Source organism: Glutamicibacter halophytocola (genome assembly GCF_001302565.1).
In the GTDB taxonomy this organism is placed as follows: domain Bacteria; phylum Actinomycetota; class Actinomycetes; order Actinomycetales; family Micrococcaceae; genus Glutamicibacter; species Glutamicibacter halophytocola.
Map to the genome: position 1 here is coordinate 2,737,942 of NZ_CP012750.1, position 20,812 is coordinate 2,758,753.

The 20,812-nt window shown below is 59.0% G+C and carries 20 protein-coding genes; 8 read left to right on the forward strand and 12 right to left on the reverse strand.

The window, feature by feature from the left end:
- The first annotated feature begins 9 nt into the window (after positions 1 to 9).
- Both AOZ07_RS12675 and AOZ07_RS12680 read left to right on the forward strand, forming a co-directional pair.
- Complete coding sequence (locus AOZ07_RS12675; RefSeq protein ID WP_060702317.1) at positions 10 to 627, forward strand: TetR/AcrR family transcriptional regulator; 618 nt, start codon at positions 10 to 12, stop codon at positions 625 to 627.
- Between the two features lie 192 nt (positions 628 to 819).
- Entirely contained in the window at positions 820 to 1,560 is a 741-nt protein-coding gene (locus tag AOZ07_RS12680) for a nicotinamide mononucleotide transporter (RefSeq protein ID WP_171919354.1), read from the forward strand.
- A gap of 52 nt (positions 1,561 to 1,612) precedes the next feature.
- Here the strand turns inward: AOZ07_RS12680 and AOZ07_RS12685 are convergent, their stop codons facing one another.
- From AOZ07_RS12685 to AOZ07_RS12695, 3 genes are all read right to left on the reverse strand, one after another.
- Positions 1,613 to 3,397, reverse strand: a complete 1,785-nt coding sequence (locus AOZ07_RS12685) for a carbohydrate-binding module family 20 domain-containing protein (RefSeq protein WP_236995186.1) — start codon at positions 3,395 to 3,397, stop codon at positions 1,613 to 1,615.
- 327 nt (positions 3,398 to 3,724) lie between these two features.
- A complete protein-coding gene (gene paaZ / locus AOZ07_RS12690; protein ID WP_060702319.1) occupies positions 3,725 to 5,848 on the reverse strand; it encodes a phenylacetic acid degradation bifunctional protein PaaZ in 2,124 nt (707 codons plus the stop codon).
- A 143-nt stretch (positions 5,849 to 5,991) separates the two neighbouring features.
- Positions 5,992 to 6,714, reverse strand: coding sequence for a tyrosine-protein phosphatase (locus AOZ07_RS12695; protein WP_060702320.1), 723 nt, complete (start codon positions 6,712 to 6,714; stop codon positions 5,992 to 5,994).
- 140 nt (positions 6,715 to 6,854) lie between these two features.
- Between AOZ07_RS12695 and AOZ07_RS12700 the strand changes: the two genes are divergently transcribed.
- Entirely contained in the window at positions 6,855 to 7,757 is a 903-nt protein-coding gene (locus AOZ07_RS12700) for a serine protein kinase RIO (protein WP_060702321.1), read from the forward strand.
- 79 nt (positions 7,758 to 7,836) lie between these two features.
- Here the strand turns inward: AOZ07_RS12700 and AOZ07_RS12705 are convergent, their stop codons facing one another.
- The 3 genes from AOZ07_RS12705 to AOZ07_RS12715 are packed head-to-tail and all read right to left on the reverse strand — an operon-like array spanning position 7,837 to position 10,732.
- Positions 7,837 to 8,709 (reverse strand): 3-hydroxyacyl-CoA dehydrogenase family protein, encoded by an 873-nt coding sequence (locus AOZ07_RS12705; protein ID WP_060702322.1) that lies wholly within the window; start codon positions 8,707 to 8,709, stop codon positions 7,837 to 7,839.
- A 2-nt stretch (positions 8,710 to 8,711) separates the two neighbouring features.
- Positions 8,712 to 9,506, reverse strand: coding sequence for an enoyl-CoA hydratase/isomerase family protein (locus AOZ07_RS12710; RefSeq protein ID WP_060702323.1), 795 nt, complete (start codon positions 9,504 to 9,506; stop codon positions 8,712 to 8,714).
- Between the two features lie 2 nt (positions 9,507 to 9,508).
- Positions 9,509 to 10,732, reverse strand: a complete 1,224-nt coding sequence (locus tag AOZ07_RS12715) for a thiolase family protein (protein ID WP_060702324.1) — start codon at positions 10,730 to 10,732, stop codon at positions 9,509 to 9,511.
- Positions 10,733 to 10,869: 137 nt separating this feature from the next.
- On the opposite strand from AOZ07_RS12715, the gene AOZ07_RS12720 reads away from it, so the two are divergent.
- The 3 genes from AOZ07_RS12720 to AOZ07_RS12730 all read left to right on the forward strand — a co-directional run bounded on the left by AOZ07_RS12720 (position 10,870) and on the right by AOZ07_RS12730 (position 13,949).
- On the forward strand, positions 10,870 to 11,832 hold the full coding sequence (locus AOZ07_RS12720) for a 1,4-dihydroxy-2-naphthoyl-CoA synthase (RefSeq protein ID WP_060702325.1): 963 nt from the start codon (positions 10,870 to 10,872) through the stop codon (positions 11,830 to 11,832).
- A 28-nt stretch (positions 11,833 to 11,860) separates the two neighbouring features.
- Positions 11,861 to 12,988: an AMP-binding protein gene (locus tag AOZ07_RS12725; RefSeq protein WP_060702326.1), complete on the forward strand. Its 1,128-nt coding sequence runs from the start codon at positions 11,861 to 11,863 to the stop codon at positions 12,986 to 12,988.
- A 76-nt stretch (positions 12,989 to 13,064) separates the two neighbouring features.
- On the forward strand, positions 13,065 to 13,949 hold the full coding sequence (locus tag AOZ07_RS12730; protein ID WP_060702327.1) for a 1,4-dihydroxy-2-naphthoate polyprenyltransferase: 885 nt from the start codon (positions 13,065 to 13,067) through the stop codon (positions 13,947 to 13,949).
- A 108-nt stretch (positions 13,950 to 14,057) separates the two neighbouring features.
- Here the strand turns inward: AOZ07_RS12730 and AOZ07_RS12735 are convergent, their stop codons facing one another.
- Positions 14,058 to 14,348: a DUF4229 domain-containing protein gene (locus tag AOZ07_RS12735; protein WP_060702328.1), complete on the reverse strand. Its 291-nt coding sequence runs from the start codon at positions 14,346 to 14,348 to the stop codon at positions 14,058 to 14,060.
- A gap of 53 nt (positions 14,349 to 14,401) precedes the next feature.
- Between AOZ07_RS12735 and AOZ07_RS12740 the strand changes: the two genes are divergently transcribed.
- Entirely contained in the window at positions 14,402 to 14,845 is a 444-nt protein-coding gene (locus tag AOZ07_RS12740) for a PLDc N-terminal domain-containing protein (RefSeq protein ID WP_060702329.1), read from the forward strand.
- A 270-nt stretch (positions 14,846 to 15,115) separates the two neighbouring features.
- Here AOZ07_RS12740 and ccsB read toward each other — a convergent pair whose 3' ends face one another.
- The 5 genes from ccsB to AOZ07_RS12765 are packed head-to-tail and all read right to left on the reverse strand — an operon-like array spanning position 15,116 to position 19,855.
- The gene (gene ccsB / locus AOZ07_RS12745) at positions 15,116 to 16,180 is read right to left on the reverse strand and encodes a c-type cytochrome biogenesis protein CcsB (RefSeq protein ID WP_060702330.1); all 1,065 of its coding nucleotides are present in this window, start codon (positions 16,178 to 16,180) and stop codon (positions 15,116 to 15,118) included.
- Complete coding sequence (gene resB, locus AOZ07_RS12750; RefSeq protein ID WP_060702331.1) at positions 16,173 to 17,801, reverse strand: cytochrome c biogenesis protein ResB; 1,629 nt, start codon at positions 17,799 to 17,801, stop codon at positions 16,173 to 16,175. Before resB ends, ccsB begins: the two co-directional genes overlap by 8 nt.
- Positions 17,801 to 18,556, reverse strand: coding sequence for a cytochrome c biogenesis CcdA family protein (locus AOZ07_RS12755; RefSeq protein ID WP_060703451.1), 756 nt, complete (start codon positions 18,554 to 18,556; stop codon positions 17,801 to 17,803). The genes resB and AOZ07_RS12755 overlap by 1 nt, the downstream gene beginning before the upstream one ends.
- 8 nt (positions 18,557 to 18,564) lie before the next feature.
- On the reverse strand, positions 18,565 to 19,188 hold the full coding sequence (locus AOZ07_RS12760) for a TlpA family protein disulfide reductase (RefSeq protein ID WP_060702332.1): 624 nt from the start codon (positions 19,186 to 19,188) through the stop codon (positions 18,565 to 18,567).
- A gap of 4 nt (positions 19,189 to 19,192) precedes the next feature.
- Complete coding sequence (locus AOZ07_RS12765; protein ID WP_060702333.1) at positions 19,193 to 19,855, reverse strand: histidine phosphatase family protein; 663 nt, start codon at positions 19,853 to 19,855, stop codon at positions 19,193 to 19,195.
- A 176-nt stretch (positions 19,856 to 20,031) separates the two neighbouring features.
- On the opposite strand from AOZ07_RS12765, the gene AOZ07_RS12770 reads away from it, so the two are divergent.
- Positions 20,032 to 20,790 carry a hypothetical protein gene (locus AOZ07_RS12770; protein WP_060702334.1) on the forward strand — a complete coding sequence of 253 codons (759 nt, stop codon included), beginning with the start codon at positions 20,032 to 20,034 and terminating at the stop codon, positions 20,788 to 20,790.
- Positions 20,791 to 20,812 lie beyond the last annotated feature (22 nt).

A 20,812-nucleotide genomic window follows, 5' to 3' on the forward strand; every position in this document is an offset into this window, starting at 1 on the left:
CGATTCATCATGGACACTACCGACACTGCCAGCCGCCCGGTGAAACGCGGGCGCCCCGGGTACGACCAAGACGCCGTATTGAGAATTGCCGTCGAGGCTTTTAACGAATATGGCTATGACGCGACCTCGATGGGCAAGCTTGCCGACCGCTTGGGCATCAGCAAGTCCGCGATTTATCATCATGTTCCGTCAAAGGAGGACTTGCTGCGGCTGGCGTTGGACGCGGCACTCATCCCCCTGGAAGCGGTCAATACCGAGGTGCGCGCGCACGCGGGCAGTGCCGATGAGCGCCTGGAATTTTTCCTGCGCTCGACGATCCGCATTTTGATCGAAAAGCGCCCCTATGTAACCCTGCTCTTGCGCTTGCGGGGCAATACCGAGCTCGAACGCCAGGCTTTGGAACGCCGCCGTGCGATGGACCGCCAGCTTGCCGAGCTGGTCACGGCCGCGCAAAGCGACGGCAAGCTTCGAGATGATCTTGAGCCGCGTTCCACCGCCCGCCTCCTGTTCGGAACAATTAATTCGATCGTGGACTGGTACCGCGTTGATGGACCGCTCGAAGCTTCGGCGCTGGAAGAACAGGCCGTCTCGCTGCTCTTCCACGGTTTGCACACGGAAGTGAAGTAGGCCAATATCGTATCCCTCGAATGAGGCTCCCTGCTTTCGGCAGGGAGCCTCATCGGGCATTGCTGGCATCATGAGCTCAGGTCTTGTGGCGCATCCAACCTTCTAGAATTCTTTGGCTCACAGGATTCACCGTTAGCATCGAAGGGGTGCCTTGTGCACCAGTCGTTGCCAATCGATCGAGTGAAGAGCACCGTGGATTCCATCTTAGAAACCCTGTTCATGGCTACTGCTGACAGCGGTAGTTCCTACGTTCAGATCCTGCTGTCTGCCGCTAGCATGCTGCTAGTTTTCGTCTCCGCAATCCTGCTTGCGCATCGCAATGATTTGGGCTGGTGGACCCTGATCCTCTCGGTTTTTGTCGGCCCGATGATTTCCGCGTTGCAGTTTGATCTCTTGGGGCTGATCTACGCAATCCCTCTGCTGGTGCTGCCGATTTTTGGCCTTTGGCGCTTTTCGCAATTCAAGCTCAATGGCAAGTTCAGTCGCGAGGTCACCACGACGTCCATCACCAGCTGGTCAGCCGTCGGCATGATCGCGGGCTTGATCTTGCTTGTGGCCCTGCGCTTTGGCCCTTTCCTGTTCAACTCCGGCTTCCTGTCCGCTACGCCAGAAGTCTGGGTCATGTACTTCGCTGACGCCGCTATTTTCGCTTCCTTCGTCATGATCGCCCGCGGCGTGCGTGAAGGGTGGCTGCTGCTGGCCCTTGCAGCCATTGCCGATCTGGTGATCTACTTCGTGATTTCGCCAATGCTTGGCATGCTTGGCCTCTACGTTTTCATTGCCTTGGCCGCCGCCTACGGCTTCTTCCTGTGGCGCAGTTTGCCTGCGGCAGGGTCTGAGCCCGTGCAGATGGAGCTGGGTGAAGAAGAGCTTGCCTTGCAAAAAGCGAAGCAGGCGACCTTGGACAAGATGAACGCTGAAACCGAAAAATAACTGAAGGCAACGTGTTCCCGCACCATCTTGGAGCGGGAACACTTTTTTGTTGCTAGTTGCGCCAGTTGTCAGCCAGGTTCAAGGATCCGTCGGCTTGCACGGTGGCGGTGCGGTTGCTCCCCGATTCCCATACGGCATTGCCACTCTGGTCGTACTTGATGTACTTGTATTCAAACTGGGTCCCGGCAGGAAGATCTGCCGTTCCAGTCCAGCTGGGGTAGTTCGCCGGCGATAACTGCACAGCCTTGGCAGGATCCCAGCTGCCTAGTTCTGGCTGGTTGCCAACTATGCGGATGTTCTGTCCCATCGTGGTCTCTGCGGTCACGGCCACGCTGACATCGGCGGTGTCTTCCACTGGATCCGGCGTTTGTGATCCGCCGCCGGAACCATCAGCAAGGGCTCCGATATGCAGTGCCACGGCGCCGTAGGCAGGCAGGGTGGCCATGAATTTACCGTCCGCTCCCACCGTGATGGTCTTCGAGCAGTCTCCTGCACCCACCACATCGCAGTAGGTTCCAGCCGCCAGGGTGCTGGTGTATTCGCGGGTGGTGGCTGCCCCGGTGTTGTTGATAGCTACATAGCCCTTGTTCCCCCGCCCGTAGGCTATCTGGTTGCTTCCGTCATCCCACCAGTTGCTCACCGCTGCGTCGCCCACAGCGTTGTTGAAGCCGACCATGCCGGTGATTTCATCTTGCCGCTGCTCACAAGTCCAGGACGAAGAATCGCAGTTCGCATTTGGCACCGAGGAATCGCCCGCTCCGGGAGCGCCAGCTTCCTTGTCAGTGAAGGTGAAGCCCGAGTAGACCGTGGGCGACCCATACGGCCAGGAGAGCATGAAGACGTTGGCCAGCAGGTACTTCGCGCCCCACTTGTAGTTCATGGATTCGCCATTGCGCTCGGTGTCGTGGTTGGTGACGAAAACTCCGGCGCGGTCGCTAGCGAGCTTGCCATCGCCGATGAAGCGCAAGTTGGCGATCTGCGCGTCGAAGTCGTGCTTGAGCTGGCGGGAATAGTCGAATTCGTGGGAGTCGCCGCTGCCCAGGTATTCGCTTTCCTGGATTGGCTCTCCCGAGGCGCCGATGACTTCGTGCACCCAGTAGGCACCGGAGTTCTTCATCTTTGATTTGATGGCTTCCAGGTCTGTTGCCGGGATGTGCTTCGAGGCATCGATGCGGAAGCCGGAGACGCCGAGCGAAACGAGATCATCCAGGTAGTCGGCGATGTTCTGCTGGACGTAGCTGCTGGAGGTCTTCAGATCCTGGAGGCCTACCAGGCGGCAATGCTGTACTTGCCAGCGGTCAGCGTAGTTGGTGATGTTGGTGCGGCAATCATTAAAGTCCTGGGCCGAGTACTCGGGGAAATGATCCTCGGAGAAGGGCGAGCCAGCGGTGCCGGTGCCGGATTGGCCGGCGCCAGCCATGTGGTTGACCACCGCGTCGGCGATGACTTTGACGCCAGCGTCGTTGCAGCTGTTCACCATGGCGGAGAATTCCTCACGGTTGCCGAGCTTGGAGTCCACTTTGTAGCTCACCGGCTGGTAGGAGGTCCACCATGCCGTGCCACGCAGGTGCTCTGCCGGAGGGGAAACCTGGACATAGCCGAAACCTGCCGGGCCGATGCTGGACTGGCATTCCTGAGCCACTGAATTCCAGTTCCATTGGAAGAGGTTGAGGATGACGTCTTTCCCGTCGTTAGATGGGGTGGCGGCCTGGGCTGGCGCGGAGAACAACGGCGCGGCGAGCAGGGCCAGTGAAGCGCCTAGGGCCGCGACTGGTTTGGCCCTTCCGGCGCCGATCCGGCGTTTTGTTGATTTGGCACGTGATGGCAAAAGTCCCACAGAAAAGCTCCTTTGATGTGATGAATGGGCTGCGATCCATCGACGCCGCTGCGCCGGGATCGCTCAACCACACGCTCCCCATCAACGTGTGACCTGCGACATAACTGTAAGCGCTTTCTCATGCCTTACCAACAAGTAAATTTTTGTAAACATATTAAATCCGCGAAACCAAACGGATAAATTGCCATAAAATTTTCCGGCCACAATCAAAATCTTGTCCATAATGGAAACGCTTACACAGCTGTTTAAAAGACCCTGTGCTCGCATTGAGGCACGAAAAAGGGTGGACGCCGCATTCGCGGCATCCACCCTTGAACGGATCGGTTATTAGACTCCGAAGTTGGCGTAGGTGAGGTTTTCTTTCTCCACCAAGGTCAAGACATCGTAGGTCGCAACAATTTCATCGTTCTGGTTATGCAAGACAGCGTCCCAGGCGACTTCACCGTATTCGTCGGTGACGCGAGGAGTGATCTTCTTGGCCGTGAGCGTCACGCGGATGGAGTCTCCCGCAGCCACCGGCGTAATGAAGCGCAATGACTCCAAACCGTAGTTGGCCAGCACCGGCCCCGGAGCCGGCTCAACGAATAGTCCAGCAGCCCAAGAGACCAGGAGGTACCCGTGGGCAACGATGCCCGGGAAGAACGGATTCAATTCGGCGGCCTTCGCATCGGTGTGCGCATAGAACGTATCGCCGGTCTTCTGTGCGAAGTCGCTGATGTCCTCCAAATTCACAACACGAAGGTCCGAGGCGAACCCGTCTCCTATGCGCAGCTCAGCCAGCGACTTGCGGAATGGGTGGGTGTTCTTGGCATCGCCACCAAATTTTTCGCATCCCGCCAGGCTCTGCTCAGCGCCGGCATGCCACACCCCGCTCAAGGCAGTAAGCATATTCGGCGATCCCTGCACCGCCGTGCGCTGCATATGGTGCTTGACCGACCGGATTCCGCCGAGCTCTTCCCCGCCGCCGGCACGGCCCGGGCCGCCATGCACAAGGTGAGGCACTGGTGAGCCATGGCCGGTGGTTGAGCGTGCGGTTTCCCGGTTCAGGATATGCACGCGGCCATGGTGGGCAGCGATGCCCAGAGCCAGCGAACGCACGGTATTGGCATCATTGCTGCACACTGTGGCCACCAGCGAGCCGGAGCCCATCGCGGCCAGCTGGACCGCTTCCTCAAGATTTTCGTAGCCAATTACGGAGCTGACCGGCCCAAAAGCTTCTCGGGAGTGGACCAATGGGTTGCGGGCGTCGTCCCAGCGAAGAATCACCGGCGACATGAACGCACCGGCGTCCGCCACGGCGTCTCGCTCCGGAGCCACGCGCACCGCCGGGGCTTCCAAGCGCCCATAGGCCAGCTCGCCACCGGCGTCGATCATGTCTTGAACCGCTGAGCGCACATCAGCCAGCTGCTCCAATGACGCGAGTGCGCCCATGGTCACGCCATCGACGCGCGGATCGCCAATAACAACTCGCTCGTCGATTCGCTTGCCAATGCCTGCGATAACGGGATCAACGAGGTGGGAGGGAACAATATTTCGGCGGATGGCGGTGCATTTCTGGCCAGCTTTGGAGGTCATCTCGGTGACGACTGCCTTGATAAATGCTTCGAATTCCGGGCTTCCCTCCTGCGCGTCAGGCCCAAGAATAGCCGCGTTGAGCGAGTCGGTTTCTGCCGCAAATCGCACTCCCCCGTCGATGACATTGGGATGGGATTTCAACTTGCTTGCGGTGGCCGCCGAGCCGGTGAAGGCGAACATGTCGCGGTAGTCGAGATGATCCATGATGTCCCTGGCCGACCCCGAAAGCAGCTGCAGGGAGCCTTCGGGAAGGATGCCGGATTCCAGCATCATGCGGACGGCGGCCTCAGCGAGGTAGCCAGTGGGAGTTGCAGGTTTAACAATGGTGGGAACCCCTGCGATAAAGGCCGGCGCAAACTTTTCAAGCATGCCCCAAACAGGGAAGTTGAACGCGTTGACCTGCACCACCACACCACTCATCGCAGTGTAGATATGCGTGCCGATAAAGGAGCCGTCTTTGCTTAGCGGTTCCGTGGAACCGTCGAGGATGACGTTGCTGTTAGGCAATTCGCGGCGGCCCTTGGAGGAAAAGGTGAAGAGCACCCCAATGCCGCCATCGATGTCCACCATGGAATCGATCTTCGTGGCGCCGGTTTTGAACGAAATCTCGTAAAGATCCTTGCGCCGTTCATTCAGATACAACGCCAGCTCCTTGAGCTTCAGCGCGCGCTCATGCAATGTCAGCTTGGCCAGCTCCTGTTGCCCGGTACCTCGTCCATAGGCGACCGCTGCTGCGACATCCAATTTGTCATTGGTAACCGAGGCAAGCAGTTCCCCCGTGTTGGCGTCCCGAACCTCCGTTCCGCCTCCGGATTCGGGAGTCCACCATTTTCCCGCGATGAAGCTGGGCACTACGCTGATCTGTTTTGTCGGCATTGACACAATTCCTTCCTGAACGGTCGGTCAGTATTAATATTAACCATATCAGGAAGAGCGTGACCAAGGACACCCGCAATTGGCGATTTTGAGATCATGAGCCCAAGATCCGACGGCGCAATGAGGGCAAGGCCTGCACTGAATCAGCGCTGTGCTGCCAGTGAACGCAGGCGCTCGAGATCGCAATCTTCCATGCCTTGGGCCAACAGATAAGTGCGCGCTGAACCGATCCAGGCGCAAAAATCCTCCAGTGCCTCAGCGCGCTCGCTGATGATCCCCCGCAGTTCTTCCTCGGTGCGATAGCTCTCGTAGGAATGCTTTCGCCCAGAGACCCGATGCCATTCATTAATGCCCCGCACCGCCAGCTCGTCGTGCACGAGAATGCGATCCTCCAGTCCGGCCAGGTCCAGCAGCAGCGTGGCGATCAGCCCCGAGCGGTCACGGCCTGCCGAGCAATGGATGACTGTTGCGCCTTGCGAGTTGGCCAAGTCCTCGAATATTGCACGCAGCTGGCTGCCGAATTCCTCGCAGACCAGCTGATACAGGCCCGTGTGATTCATATATGGCACGGCCATCGATTCAAACCGCTGATTGCCCGGTGTTTCCAGCGGCAAGTTCACAAGTTCAATGCCGGCAAGGCTGGCATCCGGAACCGCCGGATCGTGTTCGCGCCGATGAATCTCGCTTGGATTGCGCAGGTCAACGACCTTGGTGATGCCATCACCCTGCATTTGGCGCCACCCTTCCGCGCTCAGCCACTCATGGCGCCCCATGCGGTAGAAGGCGCCACAAATATGCCGCGCGTTCACGGCTCCTGCCCACGGCAAATCCCCGGTTTGCTTTTGGTAGTTCAGGCTCTGGTTCATTCCCCCATTGCAACATATTGATTCACTGTTGTAGAGTTCTAGTCATTGGCAAATGCCAACCAGTCTATTGAAGGAGGGGTAACGATGATTGCCTACCGCCGTTCCCGGTCATTTTTCCCTTTTTCTAAGGACTTTTCCCAATGCATTTTCCTGCTGGAGACCCATCCACCAGCTCGCGGCTGATTACTCCCGAATCCGCAGATCCTGACACGCAACTCAAATTCCACAGGCACAAGCCCGCCTGGAAAGAGTCGGCCATTGACGAGCCGCCTGCCGGCCAGCGCTATTCCACGTGGCCCTTTGTCGAGAAGGGCTTTCGCGGTCCGCAGCCGTATCCCCTGTGGCTGATCGAGGATGCCGGTGCCATGGACACCGAACTGGGCATTCTCAAAACGGGCAAGGAAGGCGATGTCTTCCTGCTCGAACGCGCTATCGGCGGGCGCACAAGCCTGCTGGCCGCAAAACGCTACCGTTCGCGGGATCGCCTGCAATTCAGCCGGTCGCAGGCCTACAGCGATGGCCGATCAGCCCGTCGTTCCCGTGACAATCGAGCCATCCGCAACAACTCCGCGTACGGCCGCGACATTGCCGCCTTGCAGTGGGCCAACGCAGAATGGACCTACCTGCTGCGCTGCTATGAGGCGGGCATTCCCGTCCCGTATCCAGTCCAGATTGACGGCACTGAAATCCTGATGGAATTCATTGCGGACCCGGATAATCCTTTGGCAGCCGCACCTCGCCTCCAGCAACTCACGCGCTTTGACCCGCGCCTGCCCTCGCTGTGGGAGCAGCTCAGCGAGGCCCTGGAAAAATTCGCTGGCCTGGGAGTGGCCCACGGCGACTTGTCGGCCTACAACCTCCTGGTTTCCGGCGAGCGCCTGGTGGTCATCGATGTTCCGCAGTGCGTGGATCTGGCCGGCAACCCGCAGGGAATGGACTTCTTGCATCGCGACTGCGTCAATCTTTGCGAGTGGTTCTCTTCCAAGGGACTGCCCCGCGATCCCGATGAGCTTTTTGCCTCGCTGCTGGGCCACCTGTTCTAGCAGCCCTGAAACGCCGCAGTCCCCGACGGTTGCGTGACCGGCGGGGACTGCGGCGTTCAGCGGCTCGGCTTGGCGACGCCTACCAGGAATAGAATCCCTGGCCGCTCTTTCGACCCAGCTTGCCCTGGGCCACCATGTCCTTGAGGATCTGCGGTGGCGCAAAGCGCTCGCCCAGCGTTTCGTGCAGGTATTCAGCAATTCCCAGGCGCACATCCAGTCCGACAATGTCCGTGGTCTTCAACGGGCCAGTCGGATGCTTGTAGCCCAGCACCATGGCGTTATCGATGTCCTCGGCGCTCGCCACGCCTTCTTCAACCATGCGCATGGCCTCCAACGCGATGGCCACGCCCAGGCGCGATGAAGCAAAACCTGGAGCGTCATTGACGACGACGGGGGTCTTGCCCAGGGCTTGCACCCAACCGCGGGATGCCTCGACCAGATCCTTGCCGGTTTCCTGCCCAATCACCACTTCGATCAGCGTTGAGGCCGGAACGGGGTTGAAGAAATGCAGCCCGAGGAACTTGGCTGGTCGTGCCAGCTCCTTGGCCAGCCCGCTCACCGACAACGAGGAGGTGTTGGAGGCCAGCACAGCCTCCGCGTCCAGCACCCGCTCCACCGCTTGCAATGAAGATACCTTCAGCTCCCAGATTTCCGGCACCGCCTCGATCACCAATTGCGCCGTGGCGAACTGCTGGTAGTCGGTGCTGACCGAGAAGCGCTGCAGGATTTCGCCCCTGGCTTCGCTCGCCAACCCGCGGGCGATGGAGCGATCCACTGATTCTGCGACCCGCTCAAAGGCTGCCTGCGCCGAAGCCTCATCGCGCTCAACCACGACCACGGTGCTGCCGCCCATGAGCAGGGCGTGGGCAATGCCAGCGCCCATGCGCCCGCCGCCAAGCACTCCGCAGCGCTGCGGCAGGTGGCCGGTGGCGCTATTGCTAGTTGCACTCATAGTTAGTTCTTCTTTCGATCAAGGAAGGCTTGCATGCGATCAAACTTGGCTTGGGATTCAAAGAGCATTCCCTGAGCCAGGGTGTCAATGACCGGGTGCACTTCGCGCGGGGCATGGAACACGGATTTGGTGATGCGCACGGCCAGCGGGTCTTGGGCCGCAATGCGATCGGCCAGCGCGTTGGCCGCGGGCTCAAGTTCCGTGGCCGGATGCAGTTCGGTCACCAGCCCAGCGGCCAGGCATTGCTCGCCGGTGAGCACCTTGCCGGCCATCAGGATTTCCTTGGCCAGCGGCTCGCCGACCAGTTCCTTGAGCCTCCAGGTTGCGCCGGCGGCAGCCATGATGCCCAGATTGGTTTCGGGGTTCCCCATGCGCAGCTCGGGGGTGCCGATGCGGAAGTCAGCTGCGTAGGCCAGCTCGGCGCCACCGCCCAGGGCAAATCCGTCCAGGGCTGCGATCACGGGCATGGGCAGCTTGGAGATGCGATCGAAAATCCCGGAGTTGATCCCGGCGAGCGCGTCATCGCGCCGGCGTTCGCGCAATTGCGAGATATCGGCTCCCGAGGCGAAAATCCCCTTGCTGCCCTTGGGATGCTCTTGGCTCGGCGCCTGGCTGGCGGTTCCGGCCAGGATCAGGATCTTCGGGTTCCTCTCCAGATAGGCGCATACGGCATGCAGCTCGTCCACCATTTTCTGATCGATGGCATTGCGCACTTCGGGGCGGTTCAGGCGCACCCAGAGCCGGTCGTCGCTCTCCACCACCTGCAGGGTGTCAAAGTGTTCAGCGGTGCTATCCATGATTACGCGCCTTCCAGGAGAATTGCCGAGCCTTGGCCAACGCCGACGCACATGGTGGCCACCCCGAGCTTGCGCCCAGCTGTTGCCAGCTCGCGCTCCATGCGGCCCAGCAGCGTGATCACGATGCGCGAACCGCTTGATCCCAGCGGATGGCCCAGCGCGATGGCTCCACCATCGCGGTTGACGATCTGCGGGTCTACCCCGAGTTCGCGCATGCTGGCCAAGGACTGGCTGGCGAAGGCCTCGTTGATTTCCATGGCTCCGATCTCGCCGATCGAAAGTCCGGCACGGTCGAGCACCTTGCGGGTGGCTGGCACCGGCCCCATGCCCATGATCTCCGGTTCCAGTCCTGCGGATTGGCCATCGATGATGCGGGCCCGCGCAGTCAGCGCGTACTTCTCCAGGGCCCGTTCGGAAACCACCAAAATGGCAGAGGCGCCATCGTTGAGCGACGAGGCGTTTCCGGCGGTGACAACGTGGCCGCCTGCAACCACCGGGCGCAATCCGGAGAGAACGTCCATGCTGGTTCCCGGGCGCGGGCCCTCATCGGTATCCACGATGGTTTCGCCCTTGCGATGCTTGACCGCCACGGGCACAATTTCGTCGCGGAAGCGCCCCTCTTCGATGGCTGCCATGGCTTTGGCATGGGAGTCGACGGCAAATTGGTCGCAATCCTCGCGGGAGATGCCGTAGACGCGGGCTACTTCTTCTGCGGTCTCCGGCATGGAGAAGGTCGTTTTGCCATCCCGGGATAGCTCGCCGGAGAGGAATTGCGGGTTGGTGAAGCGCCATCCGATGGAGGTGTCGAAGATGGCTCCGGGCTTGGCAAATGGCTTATCCGGCTTTTCCATCACCCATGGGGCTCGGGACATGGACTCGACGCCGCCGGCAATGACAACATCTGCGGCGCCGGCTTTGACCATGTGGCTGGCCATGGTGATGGCGCTCATGCCCGAAGCGCACAAGCGGTTAACGGTAATACCGGGCACGCTCACTGGCAGCCCCGCCAGCAGTGCCGCCATGCGGGCCACATTGCGATTTTCTTCACCAGCGCCGTTGGCGTTTCCGAGGATCACTTCATCAACCGCGGCCGGGTCGATCCCAGAGTCATGGATGAGGCTGCGAATCGCCAGGGCAGCCAGATCATCGGGGCGCACAGCGCTGAGCGCTCCCCCATAACGGCCCACCGGGGTACGTGCCCCGCCGACGAGAAATGCTTCAGTCATTTGTACTCCTTGCGCCAAAACTGTTCAGTGATCCTCAACACCTAAACTTACCGACCATTCGTTCAATAATAAAGTCATCGGCCCCAGCAATTTCCAGATTCTTAGAGATCGGAAGGAAACCGACTAGCATTCATAGGGTGAGTAGCCAGAATAAATCCGCATTGCCCCAGAAGGTTTCCGACGTATTCGATCCCACGCGTTGGCGAGTGATTGAGGGATTCGACTTCACCGACATCACCTACCACCGCCAGGTGGAACGCGATGAACTGGGCAACATCGTGCGCGATCTGCCAACGGTGCGCATCGCCTTTGACCGCCCCGAGGTGCGCAACGCCTTCCGGCCGCACACCGTGGACGAGCTCTACCGCGCCATGGATCACGCACGCATGACCAGCAATGTCGCCACGGTCCTGCTCACCGGCAACGGCCCTTCGCCCAAGGACGGCGGCCATGCGTTCTGCTCCGGCGGAGACCAGCGCATCCGCGGCCGCGACGGCTACCGCTATGCAGAGGGCGAGACCCGCGAATCCATCGACCCCGCCCGCGCCGGACGACTGCACATTCTTGAGGTGCAGCGGTTGATGCGCACCATGCCAAAGGTCGTCCTCTGCGTTGTCAACGGCTGGGCTGCCGGCGGCGGACACTCGCTGCACGTCGTGTCGGACCTGACCATCGCGTCGAAGGAAAACGGCAAGTTCAAGCAGACTGATGCCACCGTTGGTTCCTTCGATGCCGGGTATGGCTCGGCCTTGCTCGCCCGCCAGGTTGGCCAGAAGACCGCACGCGAAATTTTCTTCCTCGCCCGCGAATACTCCGCAGACGACATGGTTCGCATGGGTGCGGTCAACGAATCCGTAGAACATGAGCGCCTGGAAGAAGTGGCCCTGGAATACGCGGCAGACATTGCCAAGCAGTCCCCGCAGGCCATTCGCATGCTCAAGTTCGCTTTCAACCTGGCCGATGATGGCCTGGCCGGCCAGCAGGTCTTCGCCGGCGAAGCCACCCGCATGGCCTACATGACCGATGAAGCAGTGGAAGGACGCGACGCGTTCTTGGGCAAGCGCGACCCTGACTGGTCCGATTACCCCTACTACTTCTAAGCGGCGGCACCTGCAAAAGGACTACTACATGGACGCACTGCATCAGGAACTGCTCACGGCCTTGGCTGGCGCTGCCAATGACAATGGTCCAGCGGTCGAGGTCATCGCCGATGACACCAGCAGCGCTGGCTGGCGCATCGAGTACCTCGGGGCAGAAGATCTGCCAGGATTCGAGCAGCCCATGGCCGTGGTGCGCACTTCTGGATCAACCGGGCGGGCCAAGCGCACGGTACTAAGCGTCGAAGCCCTGGCTTCCAGCGCCCAAGCGACCGCCGAATATCTCGGTTTCGAAGGCCAATGGCTGTTGGCCCTTCCGGTGCACTACGTCGCCGGGCTCAGCGTGCTGACCAGGTCCCTCTTCGCTGGCACCAAACCGGTGATCATGGACTTGGATGGCAGCTTTTCGGCTACGGCGTTCACGCAGGCCGCCGGCCAGATGGTGGAAACCCATCGGCTCACCTCCCTGGTGCCTACCCAGCTGGCGCGATTGCTTGATAATCCGGACCCTGCCACCTTGCAGGCGCTCAAGCGTTTTGATGCCATCTTGCTGGGCGGGGCGCGAGCCAGCAAGGACTTGCTGGTGCGTTCCCGCCACCACGGGCTGAAGATCTTCCAAACCTATGGTTCCTCGGAAACCTCGGGCGGACTGGTCTATAACGGCACAGCCCTTCCAGGAGTTCAGCTGGCCGAGCATGATTCCCGCATCTGGGTTTCTGGCCCGATGCTGGCCGATGGCTATGCCAATGCTCCTGAGGCCACGGCAGAACACTTCGTCGAGCGCGATGGCCGCCGCTGGTACGTTACCGATGATTTGGGCAGCGTCCAGGGGCAACGGCTGAGCATTGTCGGCCGCGTTGACGACGTGATCAACACCGGGGGAATCAAGCTCTCAGCATCAAAAATCGAGGGCCTGCTCGAAGAGTTCTTCACCCAGACGTTGGTTGTTTCGGTGCCGGATTCGCAGTGGGGCCAAAGCGTTGGCCTGGCCTATTCTGGCCCCACCAAGACCGACGAAGCCTTTGACGCGGTACGCCGTACGCTAGGCAAGGAAGCAGTTCCAAAGCATGTGCGCCACTACCCGCAGGGCCTGCCGTTGCTGCCCAACGGCAAGTTCAACCGTCGCTTGATCATTGATGAATTGGCGGTTCGGGACTAGCCCCGATTCGCCATGCCCGCATAATCGCGGGAAACTAGAGGGTACGAGTTTTTCTCTTGCCCTGAAAGGACTGAAAGTGGCCACACTTTCCCAATGGGTTTCCGGTGCACGTCTGCGCACCTTGCCTATCGTCATTGCCCCGGTAGTCATCGGCACTGCGGCTGCACTGGGCGAAACCGGAACCATTCATTGGTTCCGTTTTGTCCTGGCGTTGCTGGTTGGCTTGTTGCTGCAAGTTGGCGTGAACTACTCCAACGACTATTCCGACGGCATCCGAGGCACTGATGATGACCGGGTTGGACCGTTGCGCCTCACCGGTTCCAAGCTCACCGATCCGAAGAATGTGCGCAATGTTGCCTTCGGCTGCTTTGGCCTGGCAGCAATCTGCGGATTGATTCTTGTCGTCGTCTCGTCTTCATGGCCGTTGCTGCTTGTCGGTGTCGCCGCGATCTTTGCCGCGTGGGGCTACACCGGTGGCAAAAATCCCTACGGCTACCGTGGACTGGGAGATGTTTACGTCTTCATCTTCTTCGGCTTGGTCGCGACCTTGGGTACGACCTTCACACAGATCAACGAACTGACCCTGACCTCGTTATGGGGTGCAATTGGCACGGGATTGATTGGCTGCGCGCTTCTCATGGCCAATAACGTCCGTGATATTCCCACCGATAAAGAGGTCGGGAAAATTACTCTTGCGGTACGGCTGGGCGAAAGCAATGCACGGCTGAGCTACGTCCTGATGTTGGCCATAGCGATCTTGTTGCCGCTTTTGTCAACCGGAACGTTCCCGTGGCTGTGGCTGGTGCTGATCACCTTCATTCCGGCGATTGCACCTTCCATGCTCATGCTGCGCGAACACGAGCTTCCCAAACTGGTTCAGGTCCTGAAGCAGACGGGCATGCTGAACATGGTGTATGCCGTGTTGTTTGCCCTGGCGATCATTCTTGGCGTTTGGTTCTAAGCAACACAGAAGGCCATAGATCATAGAAAAAGCCTTGGCTTGTCAGTCCATTGAATTGGCACTGGCAAGCCAAGGCTTTTTCGTTGCAGGCAGTAGCACTCGGTGATTTTACTCGGCAGGTGGCTGCGTCTTGCGCCGGGACTCATCGAATTCGTCCTCGATGGCTTCTTCCGCCAGCTGCTTGCTGGTCTTGTTCGCAGAGGTCTTATTAAAAGCATTGCGCACATCTTCGTTGGCTTTGAGCCGAAGATTGTTGAAGAAAAGATAGGCAATGGCAAAGGCGAAAATCAGGCCAATAATTCCGGCGATGAAGATTGGCCAGCTCAGGCCAAGCCACAAGCCCAGGAACACTGCGCAGAATATGCCCAGACGAAGAACTGTATATTTCAGAAACTGCATAACTTCAAGTCTACCGATGAAGCTGTGAGCCGGATTATCACTAGAATGGAATCATGGTCCGCCTCCTTATATTCGCAGCAGTAGTTTCGGTCGCCTTGATGATTTACACGTTGATTGAATGCAGCCGTGCGCAGAAGCATCTCGTGCGGTCTTTGCCGAAGACAGCTTGGTTCGTGGTGATCATCATCCTTCCACTGGTCGGTGCCATTTTGTGGTTCGTTTTGGGGCGTCCCGTGAACACCGGCAACCAGCCATCGGCACACCAGACGGCACCGGATGACGATGAGGATTTCTTGCGCCAACTCGAAGTCTGGCGACGACAGCAGCAGCGAGAAGAAGAGTCCAAGACCCGTGAGCAAGAGCTCAAATCCCAGGCCAAGGATCCGAAGAGGTCCGATTCGCCATCGAAGCCAGAGGACACAGGCTCAGCAGCTCCCGAGAAGCCCGAGCACAAGCCCGAGGACACCGACAGCGACGCTCCTGATTCCAAGGCCTAGAAGCTGGCTCCAGCCGCTTCCCAGCACAACCAGGCAAAAGCCCCGTGCCGATCCCCCGCTCACCGATCTTGTGAGGGGGAACGCCGGGGCTTTCATGTACCCACGAGCCATGGATGCTTGACGGCCGTGGCACAGCCGCTTTGCGCCTAGTGGCCACGCGCTGCAGGAATTCCGATAGTGCACTAGCGCGCGTCCAAGCCATCCGCTTAAACGCAGGAAGCGATACCCCATCAGGGGTATCGCTTCCTGCTTGTCGAAGTTTTCTAGGCCTTAGACACCAGCGTAGGAGTGCAGACCATTGAAGAAGATATTCACAATAGTGAAGTTGAAGACCACGCACAGGAATCCGACAATGGACAACCATGCCGAACGTGGACCAGTCCAACCACCGGTAGCACGCGCGTGCAGGTAGCCTGCATACACAACCCAGATCACGAAGGACCAAACTTCCTTTGGATCCCACCCCCAGTAGCGTCCCCATGCAGCTTCAGCCCAGATAGCGCCGGCCATCACGGTGAAGGTCCACATCACGAATGCAATGGTGTTGATGCGGTAGGCGAAGTTTTCCAAGGCGCCTGCACCCGGGACAACGCGCATGAATGGCAGCTTGTCGCTCTGGCCGGTTGCCAAGCGGTTCATGCGGGAGTGCTGCAAAAGCTGAAGCACATTCATGGCAAAGCTGATGGCGAAGAGCGAGGAAGCCAAGACGGCGATTGACACGTGAATGACGATCCATGGCGACTGCAGCGCTGGAACCAGGTGGCCAACCGGAGTCGGGAATCCAATGGTAGCTGCGCACAGCATCAGGGTGACCAAGCCAGAGATGAATGAACCCATGAAGCGCAGATCCTTGATGAACAGCACTACCAGGTACACCAGGGCCACAACGAAAGCGCCGGTGGTCAGGAACTCATACATGTTGCCCCACGGCACGCGGTGGGCAGCTAGTGCGCGGGAGACCACGGCGAAGCCGTGCAGAGCAACTGCCAGCCACATCAGCACCACAGCCATGCGGGCCATTGGGCGCTTGGACGAGAACTCGGTGTAGTTCATCTTGTCGGTGACAATATCGTCGCTGATGTTGTCCGCACGCTCGCTCGCGCCGCGGCGCTTACGTCCGGTTCCGGCGACAGCGCCGTTGGCGCCAACCAGCATCTCTGCATCGCGCTTGAGGGCCGCGGAATCCATTTCCGTAATGGACTTGTTGGTCTTCGCCAAGTCGAGGGCGAAGATGATGAAGACCACCCCATAGACCATGGCTGCCAGCAGCATGAACAACTGGCTGTATTCACCGAGCGATTCATTAATTGGTGCTAATGCCCCAGCGTTACCCATTTACTGCTCCTTGGTTTTGCTCCTGGCTTGCCAGTGGCCAAGCCTTGTCAAAGATCTTCTGTAGTTCTGCCGCTTCGCGTTCCAGTCGCGGATCTTCGCCACGAGCCAACAATGCGTATTCGATACTACGCTTGCCATCCTGATGCTTCAGCTTGATCCAGACTCGGCGACGAGGAGTGAACAATGAAACTCCCAAGCCGAGCAGTGCCAAGGCCGCGAAGATGCCGATGGGAAGCTTTCCCGGATCGTAGTTCACGTCCAGTGCAACATAGCGCTTGAGGTCATCAAAGCTGATGCTTCCCTTGCCGTCGGGCAGCTGGTAGGTCTGTCCGGCTTCGAGGATGATGCCGCCGGCGTCAAGCTCGCGGCTATTGAGCGCCTTCATCTTCTCGGTGTCCAGAACAAAAACGTTCTGCGGATTACCGTTATCCAGCCCCAAATTCCCGTAGAAGGAATTCAAGTGCAGCTGCGGGTTGATGGCATTGGGGTCACCTGAAATGCCAAATCCATTTTCATCAACCAATGCGGTAGGAAGCAAGAATCCCTGGAAACCCAGCTGATCCGGGACCGCGTCAGGAACCTTCAGAACGAACATCGAGGTGTAGACCGAGTCCTGCGGGACCGATACTGCCGGGCCCGAGTAGGCGACGTTGCCCTTGCCATCGCGCACAGTGATCACCGGGGCGTAGCCGTTGCCAACCAGATAGACGTCGGCGCCATTGATGCGCAGTGGGTGGTTCACCTTCAGATCCTGCTTGACCGGATCCGACTGGGCATCCTTGCGCACCTGGACGTGTGCGGTGAAGTCCAGCGGCTGCCCGAAGTGCGACTCGGATTCACGGTCAAAAATAATGTCGAACTTGTCGAGCTTGACAGAATATCCAGGCAGTTTATCCGCGTTGAAAGTCGTGCCCGGAGTGAAGGAATCATAGGCGACCAGCGAGTTGACGAAGGTCTCCCCCTCGACCAGCACACGCTGTCCGGTGTAGCCGAAGGCCCCGCCAATTGCCGCAGATACAAGGACTCCGATCAAGGAGATGTGGAAGAGCAGGTTGCCAATTTCGCGAGTGTATCCGCGTTCTGCCGAGACCGAGCGGACGCCGGCATCATTACGCCGTTCCACGCGGTAACCGCGTTTCTTCAGAATCTTGAACGAGTCATCAATGACCTGATCCTCATCTGGGGTGTCCGCTTCGCCTTCCAGAATTTCATGCGACGCATACTGCGGCAGGCGATCTAGCCGGGCCGGGGTGCGCGGTGGAGGCGTGCGCAATGCCTGGGCATGCTTCTTCACACGCGGAACGATGCAGCCAACCAGGGAAACAAACAACAGGATGTAGATGGCAGAGAACCAGACGGAGGAATACACCTCGAACATCTGGAAGCGGTCAAGCCATGGACCGGCAACTGGATGCTGGTCCAGATACTGCACAACCGTCTCTGGATTTGAAGCGCGCTGCGGGAAAATCGAGCCTGGCACTGCGGCGACGGCCAGCAGCAACAGCAAGAAAAGTGCCGTCGACATGGACGTCAGCTGAGTCCAGATCCAGCGCATGAACCCTACAAATCCCAGCGCCGGAGCGTCCTGGGACCCTTTGAGTTTCCGTTGTTGTTTCGCCATTAAATTGGCAACCTCACTTCATTGGCAAACCAGTTTTGCAGTTCTGAAACCCATGTTCCCCACAGCCCGGTCACCATGACCAGGCCCAGGGCAATGAGCAGAGCGCCGCCAAAACGCATAATGAAAACCTGATGCTTCCGGAAAAACGCCAAGGCCTGCATTCCGCGCTGCAGTCCCAGCGCAATCAGGATGAAGGGCAAGCCCAGCCCGAGGCAATAAAACACAGTGAGCAAAGTTCCCCGGGCGACGTTGGCATCGGAACCGGTGGACATGATCAACACGGCGCTCAGGGTTGGCCCGATGCACGGCGCCCAACCCAGGCCAAAGGTCAGGCCAAGGACAGGGGCGCCCCATAAACCGGCAGGTGGCTTCTTGTGGATCTTTCGATCACGCTGCATCCAGGAAAATCCGCCCATGAAGACGATGCCCATGAAAACAACGACAATTCCCAAAGCCTGGGTGACCCATGAACCGTTGAACTTCAGCCACGCGGTTGCCTGGCTGAAGAGAACCCCGGCGGCTATGAAGACAATGGAGAACCCCAGGACAAAGAGCAAGATGCCCAGAATCACTCGTCCACGGCGATGATCTTTCAGATCTGCGCCGGTCAAGCCGGTGACGTACCCAAGGTAACCGGGAACCAACGGCAGAACACAGGGAGAGAGGAAGGAAACCAATCCCGCCAACATGGCCACGGGTGCGGCAAGCAGTAAAGACCCGTCCAAGACGATGTCAGCAAATGGGTTTGAGGTCACCGCCTGGATCACAGCTCTTCGGTCAAGGCGGTGTCGATCAGCGACTTCAAGGTGCTCGGGTCGACGGCGCCGATAACTCGGGCGCGGACACGTCCCTTGCGATCGAGCACCAGAGTCGAAGGCACGGCCTGAAGCGGCACATACTTGGTCATCGCCAGCTGCACGTCGCCATTGGTGTCCTGAATGGATTCGTACGGCAGGTCAAAGGTACGCTCGAACGCCTTCGCGGCTTCTGCTTCGTCGCGAACGTTAACACCAATGAATTCGACCTTGTCGCCAAAGTTATCGGCGAGCTTTTTCAGGTCCGGTGCCTCGATGCGGCATGGTGCGCAGGCGGCGTACCAGAAGTTCATCACCACTGGCTTGCCCTGCCACTGGCTGAAATCAACGGCGGTCCCGTGGTAGGTCTCTGACTTGATTTCCACGGGTTCGCTGCGTTGGGAAACTTCGTATTCCTGTACGGCTCCGTCGCCGGCGATGTAGTTTTTCCCGTCACCGCTATTGGCTTGGGCGGTCAAGGAATCCTCCTTGCCGCTGCAAGCCGCCAAGGGAACAATGGCGGCAGCCACCATCAGCGAACGCAACATCGTGCGACGGCTCAGATTGCGAGGATTAGGCACAGGATCAGTCATTTCCTTAGGCTCCCGGAATATTTGCGGCACCGGCCAACAGCTCGGGGCATGGTTCGGTGTATCGCACGGAGACTAATTCGTCCCCTTCAAAATCAAAGCTGGTGATGGATGCCAGGGTGCACTCCCGCTGGCGAGGGTCATGCCATAGGGGCTTCTTCTCAGCTGCGCGGCGGGTTACCCAGATAGGCAACTGGTGGCTGACGATAATGACTTCGGCACCTTCGCCGTGTTCGGCAACAGCAGCCCGACGGTGGCCATCCATGGCTTCGCGCATGCGCTGCACCTGCTCCGCATAAGGCTCGCCCCATGAAGGCTTCAGCGGGTTGACCAGCAGGGGCCAGTACTTCGGCTGGCGGAGGTGGTCTGCGACCTTGGACAGGCCCTGGAGCTTATTGCCCGCTTCGATGACACGATCTTCAGTGTGAATCGGAAGGTCCAGGGCGCGGCTTGTAGGTGCAGCGGTCTGCTGTGCACGGATCAGCGGAGAGGCTACAAGCCGGACCAGATTGGCCCCGTCGGCTTGGCGCTGCGCGAAGAATTCGCCAGCAGCATCAGCCATCTTGAAACCGAGGTCCGAAAGCCCGAAACCTGGGATCCGTCCGTAGAGAATACGGTCAGGGTTGTAAACTTCCCCGTGGCGCAACAAATGGACGGTCGATAAAGGCATGCTTCCAGTGTCTCAAAAATTCAGTGCGAAATAGACATATTGTGTCCACCGTCAACTATTCACAGCGCATGCATGGGATTCCCATATGGAAAAACCATCCTTTCGGAGGGCTCGCTCACAAAGTTGTCCCACTAGGCTTGGGTATAAAGGCAAGACGAACCAAAGGACGATGAACCATGAGCAACTACGATCCAAATCAACCCGGCCAACCCTACAACCCGGAATCTGGGGCTCAGAACCCGAATCCGAACCCGTATGGCGAAAACCCCTACACGCAGCCGCAGCCGCAGTACGGGCAGAACCGCTATGGCCAGTCCCCCGTGGCACCTGGTTTCAACCAATACCCGGACCAGGGTGGCTATGCCGCCGTGCAGCCACCAGCTGAGCGGCCGAAGACCCTGCAGATTTCATTCCTGCTGATTCTGCTCTCAGGCATCGTCGGGGCAATTTCCAGCTGGATGATTTCCACCTCCAACATGTTTGGCAACATGGTTTCTTCCCAGTGGTCGATGGTTGAGCAAGAATTGCAGACCCAGATGCAGTCGACTCCTGAGATGGCCCAGGATCCCACGTTGCAGCAGATGATGAGCAGCCCAGAAGCGTTCATTTCCCAGGCCAACACCATGATGACCAGCTTTGCCCTGGTGGGTGCGGTCATTTCGGTGATTTTGTACTTCCTCGTCGGATTCTTTGTTGGCCGTGGTGTTGGCGCCATGCGCATCATCGCCACCATACTGGCAGCCTTGTCCTTGTTGGGCCTGTTCACGTCCGTGCCAATGATCAGCATGTTTGCCGATAGCCAGGCCGGGGCCTTGAACGCCGTCTATATTATCGGCATCCTCCTCGGCATCGCTGGCGTGGTCTTCGCGTGGTTGCGTCCTTCATCGGAATACATCGCGCAGCGCCGCATGGCGCGTCGAGCAGGCTACCGGTAAACGGAAGCTCAGCCCGAATCTT